This window comes from uncultured Abyssibacter sp. (assembly GCF_964000955.1).
Lineage (GTDB): Bacteria > Pseudomonadota > Gammaproteobacteria > Nevskiales > OUC007 > Abyssibacter.
On sequence record NZ_CAXFCL010000062.1, the window covers coordinates 15,020 to 30,710 of the forward strand.

Here is a 15,691-nt window from a genome sequence, read left to right on the forward strand (position 1 = left end):
CCGAAGTGGACCGGGCGCCTCGCGCCTAGCCAACCGCCTTGGCGATTGCTTCACCGAGATCGGCCGGCGACCGCACCGTCGCCACCCCCGCGGCTTCCAGCGCCGCGAACTTGTCGGCGGCGGTACCCTTGCCACCGGAGATGATCGCACCGGCATGGCCCATCCGCTTGCCGGGAGGCGCGGTCACGCCGGCGATGTAGGCCACCACCGGCTTGGTCACGTTGGCCTTGATGTACTCCGCGGCCTCCTCTTCCTTGGAACCGCCGATTTCGCCGACCATGATGATGCCTTCGGTCTGCGGGTCGTCCTGGAAGCGGGAGATCACGTCGATGAAGCCCATGCCATGAACCGGGTCGCCGCCGATACCAACGCAGGTGGACTGGCCCAGGCCGTTGTTCGTGGTCTGGAACACCGCCTCGTAGGTCAGCGTGCCGGAGCGCGACACGATGCCGATCTTGCCGGGCTTGTGGATATGGCCGGGCATGATGCCGATCTTGCATTCGCCGGGTGTGATCACGCCCGGGCAGTTCGGGCCGATCAGCACCGAATCGGTCTCGCCCAGCGCGGCCTTGACGCGCACCATGTCCAGCACCGGAATGTGCTCGGTGATGCAGACGATGACCTTGATACCGGCGTCGATGGCTTCCAGCACGGCATCGGCCGCGAAAGGAGCCGGCACGTAAATCATGCTGGCGTTGGCGCCGGTCTCGGCGACCGCGTCAGCCACGGTATTGAAGACCGGACGATCCAGGTGGGTGTCACCACCGCGGCCCGGCGTGACGCCACCTACCAGCTGGGTGCCGTAGGCGATCGCCTGTTCGGAATGGAAGGTGCCCTGACGACCGGTGAAGCCCTGGACGACGACCTTCGTGTCCTTGTTGATCAAGATGCTCATGAGATGTCCTTTGTGGTCCGGGGGCTTACTTGGCGGCCTCGACGACCTTCTTGGCGGCGTCGGTCAGGTCCACGGCGGGAATGATTTCGAAGTCGGATTCCTCGAGCAGCTTGCGACCCTGCTCGACATTGGTGCCTTCCAGGCGCGCGACGACGGGGATCGTCAGCCCGACCTGCTTGACGGCCTCGATGATCCCCTCGGCGATGAGATCACAGCGAACAATCCCGCCGAAGATGTTGACCAGAATCGCCTTCACGTCCGCACCGGAGGTGATCAGCTTGAAGGCCTCGGTCACGCGCTCGGCGGTGGCGCCACCACCCACGTCCAGGAAGTTGGCGGGCTGGCCGCCGTGCAGCTTGATGATGTCCATGGTCGCCATCGCCAGACCGGCGCCGTTGACCATGCAGCCGATATCACCTTCCAGCGTGACGTAGTTGAGATCATGCTTGGCCGCGGCCAGCTCCTTCTCGTCTTCCTGCGTCGGATCGGCCATTGCCGCGATGTCCTTGTGACGGAACAGCGCGTTGTCATCGAAGTTCAGCTTGGCATCCAGCGCGGCCAGGCTACCGTCGCCCTTGACGATCAGCGGGTTGATCTCGACCAGCGCGGCATCGCGCTCGTGGAACAGGCGGATGAAACCGCTGACGATCTTGGCGAACTGCCCGACCTGATCCTTGTTCAGGCCCAGGAAGAAGCCCAGACGACGCGCCTGGTAACCGGAAAAACCGGCGCCCGGGGGTACGCCCACCGCAAGAATCTTCTCGGGGGTTTTCTCGGCGACCTCCTCGATGTCCATGCCGCCTTCCGGCGAGGCCATGACCACGATGCGGTCGGTGCCGCGATCCACCAGCACCGACAGGTACAGCTCAGTCTCGATGGCCGACGGCTCCTCGACCAGCACCTGGCTGATCGGCAGCCCCTTGGCGTCGGTCTGCTTGGTCACCAGCCGCTGGCCGATCATGCCGGCCGCCGCATCGCGCACTTCGTCCAGCGTGTCGACCAGCTTGACGCCGCCGGCCTTGCCGCGACCGCCGGTGTGAACCTGCGCCTTCACGACCCATCGGCTGCCGCCCAGCTTCTTCGCCGCTTCCACGGCTTCTTCGGGCGAGCTGGCCACATGGCCGGTCGGAACGGGGATGCCGTATTCGGCGAACAGGCCCTTGGCCTGATACTCATGCAGGTTCATCGCACACCGGACTCAGGGATTGGGCGTCGGATTCTCGCCGATCCCCGTGCGACGCGCAAAAGGCCGCCGTATGCTTGCATGTCCAGGCACGAAATCCCTTGTGCAGCAGTGAACCGACAAGCCGCAACATGACCGCCCGTTTCCTCGCGCGCGAAATCGCGGATCAACCCACCGCGTCCGACTGGCGCGTGCTGCGTGCATTGACCGCATACCGCTGGGTGGTGTCCGTCATCGCGCTGGCGCTGATCTATCTGGGACTGGCCGGCCCCGCGCTCGGGGTGGTCCGTCCCGAGGTGTTCCTGATCGTCTCGCTCGGCATGGCACTGCACGCCATGGGAGCCACCGTGACACTGGAAATGCGCCGGCCCGCGCTGGACGCGCAAACGCTGTTCCAGTCGATTGCCGACATGGCGGGAGTGGGCCTGTGGATGTGGGCCACCAACGGCGTCGGCAACGGGCTCGGCGTGCTGCTGGTGTTCCCGATGATCGCCGCCAGCCTGCTGCTCAACCTCAGGATGGTGCTGCTGGTCGCCGCGGTGACCAGCATCGGCCTGCTGACCCTGGAATTCCTGCGCTCGCTGAGCACGCCGAATGCGCAGGCACTGACCGAGGCGGGTCTGCTGGGCCTGCTGATGTTCGCGATGGGTCTGACCAGTCACGCGCTGGCCGGAAGGGCCCGGCGTGGCGAGGCACTGGCGCGGCAGGTCGGAGGAGACCTGGTCAGCCTGTCACGACTCAACGAGAGCATCATCGCGCGGATTCGCGCGGGCGTGGTGGCCGTCTCCGGCGGCGGCATGGTGCAGCTGGTCAACCCGGCCGCCCGCCGCCTGGTCGATCTGGACAGGTCCGTGCACGGCCACCCGCTGGACACGGTGTCTCCGGCCCTGGCCGCCGCGCTGGAACGCTGGCGGGCCGATCCCAACGCGCACATGGATCCCATCCCGCTGCCCGGCGGCCGCTCGTTGTCCGCGCAGTTCGTCCGCCTGGGCTGGGGGGATCACGCCCCGGTGCTGGTCATGCTGGAGGACGCCGATGCACTCGCCAAACAGGCGCAGCAGATCAAGCTGGCGGCGCTGGGCCGCCTGTCGGCCTCCATCGCCCACGAGATCCGCAACCCGCTGGGCGCCATCAGCAACGCGGCGCAACTGCTTGAGGAATCGCCCGCGCTGACCGACGACGATCGCTCGTTGAACGCAATCGTGCGCAGGAACAGCCTGCGCATCGAGAACATCGTGCGCGACGTTCTGTCGCTGTCTCGCCCGACCCCCGGCGCACCGCTGGCCATCCGACTGCGGGAGGAACTGACCGCGCATTTCGCGCAGTTTCTGGAGACAGGCTGGAGCGGCCGCTGCGAACTGGATCTGCAACCGTTCGACAACGACCTGGCGGTAGTCGCCGACCCGGACCACCTGCGCCGCATCCTGACCAATCTCTGGGAGAATAGCTGCGAGCATGCAACGAGTCCGCCGGTCCGGCTTCGGGTGACCGCGCGGTCGGACGGCGAGGCAGTGACCATCGAACTGAGCGACAACGGTCCCGGCATCCCCGACGATGTCGCGGAACATGTGTTCGAGCCCTTCTTCACGACGCGCACGTCGGGCACCGGCCTGGGGCTCTACCTCGCCCGCGAACTGGCCCGCAACAACGGCGGCCAGCTCAGTCTGGACGCGACCGGCCCCGGAGCACGCTTTTACCTGCAATTGCCCGTGGACGGCGCCGCTGCCCATGAGACACTGAGCACATGAGCACCCCACGGGTACTGGTCGTCGATGACGAAGTCGACATCCGCAAGCTGATCGAGATCACGCTGGCGCGCATGGGCGTGGACACCGACGCCGCGGAAAACGTCGAACGGGCCCGCGAACAGCTGGCCGAACGACCCTTCGACCTCTGCCTGACCGACATGCGCATGCCCGACGGCACCGGCAAGGATCTGGTGCGTCACATTCAGCAAACCCATCCGGATATTCCGGTCGCGGTCATCACCGCCTACGGCAACACCGACGATGCGGTGGAATGCATGAAGCTGGGCGCCTTCGACTTCGTCAGCAAGCCGGTGGACATCCATGTGCTCCGCAAGCTGGTGGAATCGGCGTTGACCCTGCGCCAGTCCGCGTCGCCGACGGCGCCCGGGCCGCGGGAAACCGCGTTGATTGGAGAAACGCCGAGCATTCGCCAATTGCGCAAGACGATCGAGAAGCTGGGACGCAGCCAGGCACCGGTCTACATCACCGGCGAATCCGGCACCGGCAAGGAACTGGTGGCCCGGCTGATTCACGAGCAGGGCGCACGACGCAACGGCCCGTTCGTCCCGGTCAATTGTGGCGCCATCCCCGGTGAGCTGATGGAGTCGGAGCTGTTCGGTCACCTGCGCGGCAGTTTCACCGGAGCCAATCAGGACAAGGAGGGGCTGTTCCAGGCCGCCGACGGTGGCACCCTGTTTCTCGACGAGGTCGCCGACCTGCCGCTGCTGATGCAGGTCAAGCTGCTGCGCGCCATTCAGGAACGCTCGATTCGCCCGGTCGGCGGCAAGAGCGAAGTCCCGATCGATGTGCGAATCGTCTCGGCAACCCACCATGACCTCGCCGCGCGCGTTCAGCAGGGCGAATTTCGCCAGGACCTGTTCTACCGGCTCAATGTCATTCAGGTCTCGGTACCACCACTGCGCGAGCGCGCCGCCGACATTCCACTGCTCGCGGGCCGGCTGCTGGGAGGCATCGCCGAACGCTACGGACTGACCGAGGCGCCCCGTCTCACCGAAGCTGCCCTGGGCCAGCTGGCCGCACACAGCTTTCCCGGCAATGTCCGTGAACTCGACAACGTGCTGGAGCGCGCCGTCGCGCTAGCGGACGACGACGTGATCGACGTCGATGATCTGCAGCTGGATGTCATGCCGCGGTCCGTCGACGCCGGTCAGACCGACGAGGCCGACGGTCTGCGCGGCGAGCTGGAGGAGCTGGAGCGCCAGCGCATTCTGGAAGCACTGCAAGCCACGCGTTTCAACAAGACCAAGGCGGCGGAGCGACTGGGCATGAGCTTTCGTCAGCTGCGCTATCGCACCAAGAAGCTGGGTATTGACTGAGGTCCGCACGCGATGCGCATGACGGACACGGTCGATTACTATGGATCCTCTAGTAACGAGTCAGGACACCCCGCCGCCACGGGCGTCGACAAGCCTTCCGGAAACGAGTCCCGCTGATGCCATCTGAACAATTCGAGTTCGCGGTTGAAGACAACCCGACGACGTATCCCGAAGCGGGAACGGCGGAAACGTGGAAGGTCCTGATGGTCGATGACGACCCGGACATCCACAGCGTCACGCGCCTGGCACTGGCGGGCCTGGAACACGCCGGCCGCCCGCTGGAACTGCACTCGGCCGAGAGCGCGGAGCAGGCTGGCGAAATGCTGCGCCACACGCTTTACGCCGTCGCCCTGGTTGACGTCGTCATGGAAAGCGACGAGGCCGGGCTGGACCTCGTCCGCTACATCCGCGAAACGCTGGGCGAATCGCGCACGCGGCTGATCGTCCGCACCGGACAGCCTGGTCTCGCACCGGCCTGGGACACCGTGCGCGACTACGACATCAACGGCTACGAGGAGAAATCCTTCCAGACCGCGACACGACTGAAGACGGCCGTGCTGACGGCACTGCGCTCCTTCGAGCAGATCTGTGCGCTGGAGAAGGCCAACCAGCGCATCGCGGCCCACACCGAGGGCCTGCGCGACATCCTCGACGCCCTGTCCGACATGGCGCGTAACCACGACCTGCCGGTCGCCGAACAGCGGATGCTGTCCGAGCTGTCGCGACTGGTCGTGGGCGGACAATCCTCGGTCATGGTTCAGGGCGGCTCCGCCATCGTCGTCGACGGCGGTAGCGACCCGGAGCATCTGGAGGTCATCGCCGCCAGTGGTGAATTCGACCTCGCCAATCGAGTGGGGGTCTCCGCCCTGCCCCGTTCGGCCACGGAGCTGATGACCCGCTGCCTGCGCGAACGCTGCGACTGGCGTGATTCCACCTACTACTGCACCTATTCGGAATCCGCGACGGGCGCCCCGCGCCTGTTCCTGGTCAACGTCGAGGCCGCCGAACGCGAGGTCGACCGGGAGCTGATCCAGCTGTTCTGCCGCAACGCATCGCTGGCGCGCGACGCCATCGCGCTGAACGTGGATCTGGAACGCAGCCAGGAGGATATCGTCCTGCTGGTCAGCGAGGCGATCGAGGCCCGCTCCATGGAGACCGGCAACCATGTCCGCCGGGTTGGCGAATACTCGCAGCTGATCGCCCAGCGGCTCGGCATCCCGGAAGAGGAGTCCAAGGTGCTCCGGCTTGCCTCGCCGTTGCACGATTTGGGCAAGATCGCCATCGCCGACGCCATCCTCAAGAAGCCAGGCCGGCTTACCGACGAGGAGCGCACGGAAATGGAGAAGCACCCCGAAATCGGCGCGGCGATCCTCTCCGGCTACGAGCGACCGATATTGCAGGCGGCCAAGCTGATCTCGCTGCAGCATCAGGAAAAATGGGACGGCACCGGTTATCCGTACGGCCTGGCCGGCGACGATATCCATATTTTCGCCCAGATCACGGCCATTGCCGACGTGTTCGATGCCGTGAGCTGCAAGCGTTGCTACAAGCCGGCCTGGTCGCTGGATCGCTGCTTCGCATTCCTCAAGGAGCAGCGCGGCCGCCATTTCAGCCCACGCGTCGTCGATGCCTTCTTCGAGGCCGTCGACGACATTCTGGCCGTGCGCGAGCGCCTCAAGGACTGACGCGAACGTGACCTCCGACGACCACCGCATCGCGAATCTGGAAGCGCTGCACGCCCACCAGGACGAAGCACTGCGCCAGCTCAGCGATGCGCTCTACGCACAGCAACGTCTGATCCAGTCGCTGGAGCTGGAGCTGAGTCGGATGAAGCAGCGCATGGAGGCTGCCGAGCAGTCCGGTGGCGAGGCGCAGACGGGGCATGAGGTGCCGCCGCATTATTGATCGCGGATGGGCGGTTTGCTCGCACTGTTGGTAGGCGCTACTTAGTCGGGACAGGCGGCTGTCGGGTGTGATTCGGCAGACCGTTTGCGTGCGCCTTCGCGGGTGATCAGGTTCAGCAACCGCGCTTGTCGGGCCTCCTGCCCTTCAAGACATCAACGCTCTCCGGCCCGCCATCCATGGCGGGCGTTCGCCGGGCAGAAGCTGTGCTTCTGCTGATCCGGCTTACCCCGGTGGCCATTTGAGCGGGCGGCCGGCGATGATGTGCAGATGCAGGTGAAACACGCTCTGACCGGCATCGGCACCGTTGTTCACGACCAGTCGAAACGCATCACCGAACCCTTCCGCGGCCGCGATCTTCGGCGCGACGAGCAGCAGATGTCCGAGCAGGCCAGCGTCGTCCCCGGAGGCGTCGGCCAGCCGCGGAATCGGCTTGCGTGGCACCAGCAGGACATGCACAGGGGCCGCGGGGTTGATATCCCGGAACGCGGCGCAGTGCTCATCCTCGTACACCATGTCGCCGGGAATCTCGCCGGCCAGAATCTTTTCGAACAGGGTCATTTCCGCCATCGGATCGTCGCGTCAGTGGTCAGTCGCCGGAGAGTGCGTCATCGATGGAAAGCCTGGCAAGCGAATCGGCGCTGAGGCTGCCCAGATAGAGGTGATCGCCGGCCCGCTCCGCTGAGGTCACCGGCCCGTAGGCGCCGTCACCATGATCCTGCAGGTTGGCGACGATCCGGCCGTCGGTGTCCACACCCAGCACGAAGCCCAGATGGGCCGGCATCGGGTGCAGGAACTCGGGCAGACGGTAGATCAGCTTGCGCAGGAACGGCTTGTCCGCGGTCGCATCCAGCGCGGAGTCGCGCGGCCCGTAAAGCGCCAGCCAGAAAACGCCGCTTTGCGCATCAAAACTGATGTTGTCCGGGAATCCGGGCAGGTTGTCGATGAACACCTCCCGCTCCCCGGCGCGCGGCCCCTTGAGCCACAGGCGGGTCACGCGATACGCGCCGGTCTCGTTGACCAGCACGTATTGTTCATCCGGACCGAGCGCGACCCCGTTGGCGAAATAGAGGTTCTGCAGCAACTCGTCGACCGTTCCGTCCGGGTTGTAGCGCAGCAACCGTCCCGTGCCGCGATGCTCGAGGAAATCCGCGAGCAGATGCTCCATGCCGTATTTCCACGATGCGTCGGAGAAGTAGACCGTCCCGTCACGGGCAACATCCAGGTCATCGGCGAAGCGGAATGCCAGGCCATTGGCCTGCGCCGCCAGCACTTCCAGCGAGCCGTCCAGACCAACGCGCAGCAGGCCACGGTAAGCGTCAGCAACCGCGAGACCACCGTCGGGCAGCAACCCGATACCGAGTGGCCGGCCACCGGTGTCGGCCAATGTGGTCACCTCGCCGGTGTGGCCGTCGACGCGCACCACACGACCATCCAGGTACCCGGTGTAAATGTCACCGTCGGCGGAGACCGCGACATCCTCCGGCCCGTCGCCGGCCCCGGTGGCCAGACGTTCGACCTGCGCCAGACGCGCATTGAGCGCGTAGTCGTTCTCCAGCGGTGGAGCCGGTGGTGCCTGCCACTTCACCGGCTCGATCTCCACCGGATAGAACAACAGGTATCCGCCGACAATCGCAATGATCAGGAACAGCCAGCCGCCCGCGCGTTTCATCCGTGAATCTCCTCTCGTGTCCTGGCTGGTTTCTGTCGCCCCGCGAACAGCGATGCTAACGCGAACGATCGCCCGACCACACGTTGGACGGCCAGTCGATGCCGCGCTGCTTGTGATGCTCCCGCCAGGCCATGGCGGCCAGATCAAGCGGCCGCACCCAGGACGCGCCGGCGCGGACGTTGGCGGCGCCGATGTCCATCATGTCGCGCCAGATGGCGAAGAAAGCACGCAACCCGTCCCTGAGCGGCGTGCCCGGCTGATAGACATGAGCGGGTTCGGCGCTGGCTCCGTTGACCTCGATCACGCGGAACCCCTCGCCGGCCGCCAGCGCCTCGGCGGAATCTGCGCGAACGTCGAACCGGCCGAAGTGGAACCCGGGAATCGCATCGGCCAGGGCGCGCACCCGTGCCTCCAGCACCTCTGAGCACAACGCGCCAGCGTCGACAAACATGGATCCGCGGCAGTGACTGCCGACATCGGCCAGCACGACGACTTCACCCTCCGCCGGCACGCGGTCAAGCGAATCCGCGAACCGGTCGAACAGCAGCGGAGCGATCAGCCGGCCGCGCTCGTGGGCGAGAATCAGCGCCTGCAGCGACTGCCGGCCGTCACCAACCAGTTCCGGGAATCGCTTTTCGGTGATGGAGACCAGGCGACCGGCTTCTCCGGGGCGCCGGATGTAGAACAGTCCGAACTCCTGCCCGGGCACGAAGGCCTGAACAACCACCGCCTCGTGCATGCGCCGGAAATAGTCCCGGACCGCGGCCTCGCTGCGCGCGATCCGCACGCCGCGTCCACGCTCCCCGCAGTCCGGCTTGATCACCAGCGGCCAGGGCGCATCCAGGGTCTTCGCAAAATCGAGCGCCTGCGCCACGCGCTGTGCCGGCGGCAGTTCGGCGGGAATACAACGGAACGGCGCGACGAAATCCGGCGCGCGCTCGGCCAACGGGTTCAGGGTTTCGTGCTTGCCCTCGCCGATCAGACCGCCGGCATGGGAGATCCCCGGATTGACCGCGGTGAAGCGGGTCCATTGCCACGTGGACACCGCACGCCAGGCAATGAAGGCGACGACCGGCACATAGAAAATCTGTCCCGGCCAGAACTCCCATCGCCGCAAGCGCGCCAGTCGGATCGACCAGCGGGTCCGCCAAGTCACACCCCGCACCGGAGGAAACTAGGCTCAGGCGCTGGCGCGTTCGTGACGCAGCGTCGCCGGCGCCTTGCCGAAGCTGTCCGGCAACTGGGTGCCCAGCGAATCCAGCGCGTGACGGATCAACGCGAAATGATGAACGGCATGCCCCTGAACGAACTGCAGCTCCCGCGAAAGCGAGGACCGCGACACGATGGAGGGCCGATCGGCGTCAGTCGCCAGCCGCACCGTCAGAGACACGTCATCCCCGGAACTCAGCGCCTCCAGCTCGGCCTGCAGCTGGCCGATCACGCGCCGTGCCTTGGCAATCGACAGCTCCGTCTCCCGGCACCGTTCACGGGCGTCGTAGTCCACCTCGCCGGCCGGCAGCCCCGCAAGCAGACAGCGATAGTGATCGACGATATGACGCAGGTGCGGTCCGACCAGGCTGTAGTGGCTGGCGGACAGGAAACCGAGGAGTGCGTCCGCTTCACGCAGCGTCGCGATGTTGTCGTTGATCAAGGCGTTGATGGACACGCGTTATTTCCTGTTCCCGATTACTCCAGCCCGGCCTTTGCGGACTCCGCGCGGCGCGGTTTCGCCCCCGCGGAATCGAGCCGCACCAGACTGATGGTAAAGATCAAGCAAAATCCGATGGTGATGGGCAGACCCGGCGCCAGGGTCAGGAGAATCTCGGGGGTGCCGAGCCACCAGTGCACGCCAATGATCAACCCGTAGATGATACCGAGTGCGCCGAGAATCGCGCGCGTCGCCCGCCACCCTCGCGCCCCCGCGCCCGCATAAAGCCGGTGCATCAGCGTGGTACCGGTCAGGGTCACGACAAAACTCATCGTGCCCTGCGCCGAACCTGAGCGCAGCGCGATGTCCATGCCATGCGCCGCATTCGCGAACACGCCCCAGCTTCCGTAGAACAGGGCGCCCAGACAGGCGCCGGTCAGCCCGTCCATGAGGCGCAGCGCGGTCCGCGCAAGCCAGGGCCCGGCGGGGCGGTTCATGTCGGTGGTCGAGGCGGTCATCGAGGCATCAGACCCGGCGACCGTGGAGTTGTTCTCACGCACCTGACTCACGACAGGCTCGCCTGCCAGTCGAAACAGGGTGCGGCCGCCACCGAAAAGTCCGGATTGAGCAACGACGGCGACTGGTTGTAGCGCAGCCGCTCACCCGCCGCCGTGCACATCCGCGCGCCGGCTTCCTCGGCAACGCACTGCCCCGCCGCCGTGTCCCATTCGGAGGTCGGCCCCAGCCTCGGATAAAACTCCCCGCCACCGGCGGCCAGCCGCCCGAATTTCAACGCGCTGCCGACGACGACTTCCTCGTGCGGCGGCAGACGCTCCAGCAAGGCGGTCAGGGCGTCGGAGCGATGCGAGCGCGTGACCAGCACGCGCGGGCGCGCGGAGCGCGGTGGGCATGCCGGCAGCGACCGGGGCTCTCCCGTTGCCGTCAGCATGGTCGCGCCCTGGTCACGCGCCGCGAAATAGGTCTCACCCAGGGCCGGCGCATGGACCACGCCCATCACCGGATCACCCTGCTCGATCAGCGCGATATTCACCGTGAACTCGCCATTGCGGGCAATGAACTCCCGGGTCCCGTCCAGCGGATCGATCAACCAGTAGCGTTGCCAGTGACGGCGCTGCTCCCAGGTGATGGATTCGGCTTCCTCCGACAGGCAGGGAATGTCCGGGGTCAATCGCGACAGCTCGTCGAGGATGGCACGGTGCGCCGCCAGGTCGGCGGCGGTGACGGGCGAACGGTCGGCCTTGTAGTTCACCGCGAACTCGCCGACGTAGTGCTTCATAATGGAGTCACCGGCCCGTCGCGCCACGGCGACCAGCGCCTGCAGGCTGACCGGGGTTTCAGACATCGGATCGGATCGCTCGCCGCATGGACCGCATTATGCCGCCCTCACCACCGGACTGGGACGAGATCGACACGGTCATGCTCGACATGGACGGCACGATTCTCGACCTGGCCTACGACAACTGGTTCTGGCAGGAGCACATTCCGCGCGAAGTGGCGCAGGAACGTGGCCAGGAGCTCCATGCCGTCCGGCCCGAGCTGGAGGACCGCTTCGAGGCGGCCTTCGGCACCCTGAACTGGTACTGCCTGGACCACTGGTCCCGCGAGCTTGCGCTGGACATCGCCTCCCGCAAGCGCGCCACGCAGCATCGCGTAACCCCGCTTGCGGGGGCCGTGGACGCGATCGAGCAGGCGCGTCGGCGCGGTCACAGCGTCTGGCTGGTCACCAACGCGCATCCGCTGACACTGGAAATCAAGCTGGAGCAGACCGGCATTGCCGGGCTGTTCGATCAGTTGCTGAGTTCGCACGACTTTGATGCGCCGAAGGAACATCCGGCGTTCTGGTCGCGTTTGCGGGAGCGAGTCCCCCATGACCCCGACCGCAGCCTGTTCGTCGACGACAGCCTGCGCGTGCGACATGCCGCCCGGGCCGCCGGCTACCGGCATGTCTGGGGAATCAGCCGCCCGGATTCCCGCCACCCGCCGTCGACCATGGACGATGGCCCGGCCGGGGAGTCACTCGCCGAGGTGTTGCGCGACTGACGCGGTTCAGGACCCGCCCGACGCGGGCCGGGAACCGCCTCCGCGCCGGCGTCGACCGCCGCCTCCGCCACCACGACGCTTCCCGTCGGCCCGCGGCTTGCGCTCGCGCGGCTTCGGCCTGACCAGATCGGTGGCCATGTCCTCGGGTCCGGGAATCGTCGTCTCGATCTTGAAGCCCACGTAGCGCTCGATGTCCGGCAGCGAGTAGACGTACTCCTCGCAGCAGAAGCTGATCGCGTCGCCTTCGGCCCCGGCACGCGCCGTGCGGCCGATGCGGTGCACGTAGTCCTCGGCGTCCTGCGGCAGGTCGTAATTGATGACGTGGGTCACGTCGGGAATGTGCAAACCCCGGGCGGCCACGTCGGTCGCGACCAGGATCGACAGTTCGCCACTCTGGAAACGCTCCAGCAACCGCATGCGCTTGGTCTGCGGCACATCGCCGGAAATGATCGCGGTGGCGAAACCGTTGGCGTTGAGCCAGTCCGCCACGCGCTCGCCGACCCGCTTGGTGTTGATGAACACCATCGTCCGGTGCGGGTCATGCTGCCGCAGCCAGCCGATCAGCAGCGCGATCTTGTCGTCCTTGGACACATGCACCATGGTCTGGCGCACGCGGTCCGCGGTCACGGTCTCGGCCTCGACGCGAATCAGTTCCGGATCGTTCATGTGCTCGTAGGCCAGCTCCAGCACGCGATGCGACAGCGTGGCGGAGAACAGCATGTTGAGCCGCTTCTGAGGTTCGGGCAGCTTGCGCAGGATGTAGCGGATATCCTTGAGGAAGCCCAGGTCGAACATCCGGTCGGCCTCGTCGAGCACGACTGCCTCGGCCCGGCTCAGCGTGTAGGCCTTCTGCTTGTAATAGTCGATCAGCCGGCCGGGCGTGCCGACCAGGATGTCGACACCCGCGCGCAATTCCTCGCGCTGGGATTCGTAACCGGTCCCGCCGAACACCACCATCAGGCTCAGGTCCACCTGCTTGAGCAGGGTCGCGGCATCCTTCTCGATCTGGATCGCCAGTTCACGAGTCGGAGCGATGATCAGCGCCCGGGGTGCGCAGGTGAAGCCGCTCTGGATCGGTTCCGGTTCATGCGACAGCAGCCGGTGAATGGTCGCGAGCAGAAACGCGGCCGTCTTGCCGGTGCCCGTCTGGGCCTGACCGGCGATGTCGCGACCGGCGATCAGCTTGGGCAGGGTCTGTGCCTGAATCGGCGTGCAGTGGGTAAAGCCGATTTCGGCGAGGGCGGCTTGCAGCGGTTGAGCAAGCGGGAGATCGGAGAACGGGGTCTCCGAGAGATGTGCGGCGTCGGCCATGCGCAGGAGAAACCTGAAGAGTGCAAGTGAGGGTGCGACAGAGGCGTCACCCGAAACGACTTGCAATGGTAACAAAAGTGGGCTCCAATACGATTTATCCAGTGCGCGCCATCACGCCAGCGCACAACGTTATTCAATTTCCCCACATCAGCTTGCGTCGCCGCCCTGCGAACGCCATGTTCGCGGCGGGACGGATGACACCCTTCCGACGAAGGGTCGTCGCTTCCATTGTTCTGGCGTTGCGGACCTGGGGCCGCAATCCATCCATGTTTGCTTTAGGAGTTGTTATGAGCGAGAACATCGCTGTCGTGACCGACGCCAGCTTCGACACGGACGTGAAACAGTCGTCGGTGCCCGTGCTGGTCGATTACTGGGCCGAATGGTGCGGCCCCTGCAAGATGATCGCGCCGGTGTTGGAAGAAGTGGCCAGCGACTACGCGGGCCGTCTGAAGATCGCCAAGCTCAACGTTGACGAAAATCCGGGCACGCCGCCCAAGTTCGGCATCCGTGGCATTCCCACGCTGATGCTGTTCAAGGACGGCGAAGTCGCCGCCACCAAGGTGGGCGCGCTGTCCAAGGCCCAGCTGTCGGATTTTCTCGATCAGCATCTGGCATGAACCATTCGGGGCCGGCCCTGCCGGCCCCTCGACTTTCGAATTGAATCTGATCCCTCTCACGGTAGAAACCCGGTGACCAAAGAAGAGACCGCCGTAGACGACGTCGCAGAACGCCCGGAGACAAGCAACGAGGCGGAACGCAAACCACGCAAGAAGGTGAAGCTGGCCGTGGAGCCTGCCGACGCCAATGCTGCCTCCGATTCCGAAAAGCCCTCCGACAAGGGCGGCCATGCCGCGCCTGCCGACAACAAGGGTGGCGACGACACACCGCAAGACAATGGCGGTGACAACTCGGACGCCGCTCAGAATGACGGCGACGACGACAACCAGCCGGGCAACCGCAACAATCGCAACAATCGCGGCGGCCAGAACAACAACAATAACAACCAGAGCGGTGGCCGACGCCGCCGCGGACGGCGCAACCGCGATCAGCAGCCCGAACCGGTGCCGGAATACGACGGCCCGCCGCTGAACATCTGCGAGCTCAAGTCCAAGACCGCTTCCGAGGTGATCGAGGAAGCCGAGGCGATGGGCATCGAGAATGTCTCGCGCACCAAGAAGCAGGACGTGATCTTCCAGATCATCCGTGCCCGTGCGCGGATGGGCCAGCAGATCTTCGGCGACGGCGTGCTGGAAATCCTGTCCGACGGGTTCGGCTTCATGCGCGCGCCGGAGGCCTCCTACCAGGCCGGCCCGGACGACATCTACGTGTCGCCGTCGCAGATCCGGCGCTTCGGCCTGCGTACCGGTGACAGCATCACCGGACAGATTCGCACGCCCAAGGACAACGAGCGCTACTTCGCCCTGCTCAAGGTCGACACCATCAACGGTGAAACGCCGGAGCAGTCCAAGCGCAAGGTGCCGTTCGAGAACCTCACGCCGCTGTTCCCGGAAGAACAGTTGGTCATGGAACTCGGCAACGGCAGCACCGAGGACATCACGGCACGGATCATCGACATCGTCTCGCCGTTCGGCAAGGGCCAGCGCGGCCTGATCGTCTCGCCGCCCAAGGCCGGCAAGACCATGCTGATGCAGAACGTCGCGCAAAGCATCGCGGCCAACTACCCCGATGCCTACCTGATCGTGCTGCTGATCGACGAGCGACCCGAGGAAGTGACCGACATGCAGCGCTCCGTGCGCGGCGAGGTCGTCTCCTCGACCTTCGACGAGCCGGCGACTCGCCACGTGCAGGTCGCCGAAATGGTGATCGAGAAGGCCAAGCGCCTGGTTGAGCACAAGCGGGACGTCGTGATCCTGCTCGACTCCATCACCCGTCTGGCCCGTGCGTACAACACCGTGGCACCCAGCTCCGGCAAG

At 65.7% G+C, this 15,691-nt stretch carries 16 protein-coding genes; 7 read left to right on the forward strand and 9 right to left on the reverse strand.

The genetic code is table 11. The annotated features are described in order from the left end of the window. Nucleotides 1-25: 25 nt before the first annotated feature. Entirely contained in the window at nt 26-895 is an 870-nt protein-coding gene (gene sucD, locus ABNS06_RS03055) for a succinate--CoA ligase subunit alpha (RefSeq protein ID WP_348672497.1), read from the reverse strand. Nucleotides 896-920: 25 nt separating this feature from the next. Further along, nucleotides 921-2,081: an ADP-forming succinate--CoA ligase subunit beta gene (gene sucC, locus ABNS06_RS03060; protein ID WP_348672498.1), complete on the reverse strand. Its 1,161-nt coding sequence runs from the start codon at nt 2,079-2,081 to the stop codon at nt 921-923. Between the two features lie 128 nt (nt 2,082-2,209). On the opposite strand from sucC, the gene ABNS06_RS03065 reads away from it, so the two are divergent. From ABNS06_RS03065 to ABNS06_RS03080, 4 genes are all read left to right on the forward strand, one after another. After that, on the forward strand, nt 2,210-3,826 hold the full coding sequence (locus ABNS06_RS03065) for an ATP-binding protein (RefSeq protein ID WP_348672499.1): 1,617 nt from the start codon (nt 2,210-2,212) through the stop codon (nt 3,824-3,826). After that, nucleotides 3,823-5,163: a sigma-54 dependent transcriptional regulator gene (locus ABNS06_RS03070; RefSeq protein ID WP_348672500.1), complete on the forward strand. Its 1,341-nt coding sequence runs from the start codon at nt 3,823-3,825 to the stop codon at nt 5,161-5,163. Before ABNS06_RS03065 ends, ABNS06_RS03070 begins: the two co-directional genes overlap by 4 nt. 116 nt (nt 5,164-5,279) lie before the next feature. After that, nucleotides 5,280-6,848 (forward strand): HD domain-containing phosphohydrolase, encoded by a 1,569-nt coding sequence (locus ABNS06_RS03075; protein ID WP_348672501.1) that lies wholly within the window; start codon nt 5,280-5,282, stop codon nt 6,846-6,848. Nucleotides 6,849-6,855: 7 nt separating this feature from the next. Further along, entirely contained in the window at nt 6,856-7,068 is a 213-nt protein-coding gene (locus tag ABNS06_RS03080; protein WP_348672502.1) for a SlyX family protein, read from the forward strand. 222 nt (nt 7,069-7,290) lie between these two features. On the opposite strand, the gene ABNS06_RS03085 is transcribed toward ABNS06_RS03080, so the two are convergent. The 6 genes from ABNS06_RS03085 to cysQ form a co-directional block, all read right to left on the reverse strand. Beyond that, nucleotides 7,291-7,635, reverse strand: a complete 345-nt coding sequence (locus ABNS06_RS03085) for a histidine triad nucleotide-binding protein (protein ID WP_348672503.1) — start codon at nt 7,633-7,635, stop codon at nt 7,291-7,293. A gap of 19 nt (nt 7,636-7,654) precedes the next feature. Then, entirely contained in the window at nt 7,655-8,737 is a 1,083-nt protein-coding gene (locus ABNS06_RS03090) for an SMP-30/gluconolactonase/LRE family protein (protein ID WP_348672504.1), read from the reverse strand. A 55-nt stretch (nt 8,738-8,792) separates the two neighbouring features. After that, nucleotides 8,793-9,854, reverse strand: coding sequence for a hypothetical protein (locus tag ABNS06_RS03095; RefSeq protein WP_348672505.1), 1,062 nt, complete (start codon nt 9,852-9,854; stop codon nt 8,793-8,795). A 63-nt stretch (nt 9,855-9,917) separates the two neighbouring features. Beyond that, complete coding sequence (locus ABNS06_RS03100; protein WP_348672506.1) at nt 9,918-10,403, reverse strand: hypothetical protein; 486 nt, start codon at nt 10,401-10,403, stop codon at nt 9,918-9,920. 20 nt (nt 10,404-10,423) lie between these two features. After that, a complete protein-coding gene (locus tag ABNS06_RS03105; RefSeq protein WP_348672507.1) occupies nt 10,424-10,954 on the reverse strand; it encodes a hypothetical protein in 531 nt (176 codons plus the stop codon). Further along, entirely contained in the window at nt 10,951-11,748 is a 798-nt protein-coding gene (gene cysQ, locus ABNS06_RS03110) for a 3'(2'),5'-bisphosphate nucleotidase CysQ (protein ID WP_348672508.1), read from the reverse strand. The genes ABNS06_RS03105 and cysQ overlap by 4 nt, the downstream gene beginning before the upstream one ends. Nucleotides 11,749-11,768: 20 nt before the next feature. Between cysQ and ABNS06_RS03115 the strand changes: the two genes are divergently transcribed. After that, nucleotides 11,769-12,446, forward strand: coding sequence for an HAD-IA family hydrolase (locus tag ABNS06_RS03115; RefSeq protein ID WP_348672509.1), 678 nt, complete (start codon nt 11,769-11,771; stop codon nt 12,444-12,446). 6 nt (nt 12,447-12,452) lie between these two features. On the opposite strand, the gene ABNS06_RS03120 is transcribed toward ABNS06_RS03115, so the two are convergent. Next, nucleotides 12,453-13,757, reverse strand: a complete 1,305-nt coding sequence (locus tag ABNS06_RS03120) for a DEAD/DEAH box helicase (protein ID WP_348672510.1) — start codon at nt 13,755-13,757, stop codon at nt 12,453-12,455. 287 nt (nt 13,758-14,044) lie between these two features. Here ABNS06_RS03120 and trxA point away from each other — a divergent pair, with 287 nt between their 5' ends. Both trxA and rho read left to right on the forward strand, forming a co-directional pair. Then, nucleotides 14,045-14,374 (forward strand): thioredoxin TrxA, encoded by a 330-nt coding sequence (gene trxA, locus ABNS06_RS03125; protein WP_348672511.1) that lies wholly within the window; start codon nt 14,045-14,047, stop codon nt 14,372-14,374. Between the two features lie 468 nt (nt 14,375-14,842). After that, nucleotides 14,843-15,691, forward strand: an 849-nt coding sequence (gene rho / locus ABNS06_RS03130; RefSeq protein ID WP_348672512.1) for a transcription termination factor Rho, incomplete at its 3' end; no start/stop codon positions are given.

Coding starts and splice junctions, on each gene's coding strand:
- sucD (WP_348672497.1), bottom strand. CDS start 895: ATGAGCATCTTGATCAACAAGGACACGAAGGTCGTCGTCCAGGGCTTC.
- sucC (WP_348672498.1), bottom strand. CDS start 2,081: ATGAACCTGCATGAGTATCAGGCCAAGGGCCTGTTCGCCGAATACGGC.
- ABNS06_RS03065 (WP_348672499.1), top strand. CDS start 2,210: ATGACCGCCCGTTTCCTCGCGCGCGAAATCGCGGATCAACCCACCGCG.
- ABNS06_RS03070 (WP_348672500.1), top strand. CDS start 3,823: ATGAGCACCCCACGGGTACTGGTCGTCGATGACGAAGTCGACATCCGC.
- ABNS06_RS03075 (WP_348672501.1), top strand. CDS start 5,280: ATGCCATCTGAACAATTCGAGTTCGCGGTTGAAGACAACCCGACGACG.
- ABNS06_RS03085 (WP_348672503.1), bottom strand. CDS start 7,635: ATGGCGGAAATGACCCTGTTCGAAAAGATTCTGGCCGGCGAGATTCCC.
- ABNS06_RS03090 (WP_348672504.1), bottom strand. CDS start 8,737: ATGAAACGCGCGGGCGGCTGGCTGTTCCTGATCATTGCGATTGTCGGC.
- cysQ (WP_348672508.1), bottom strand. CDS start 11,748: ATGTCTGAAACCCCGGTCAGCCTGCAGGCGCTGGTCGCCGTGGCGCGA.
- ABNS06_RS03115 (WP_348672509.1), top strand. CDS start 11,769: ATGGACCGCATTATGCCGCCCTCACCACCGGACTGGGACGAGATCGAC.
- ABNS06_RS03120 (WP_348672510.1), bottom strand. CDS start 13,757: ATGGCCGACGCCGCACATCTCTCGGAGACCCCGTTCTCCGATCTCCCG.
- trxA (WP_348672511.1), top strand. CDS start 14,045: ATGAGCGAGAACATCGCTGTCGTGACCGACGCCAGCTTCGACACGGAC.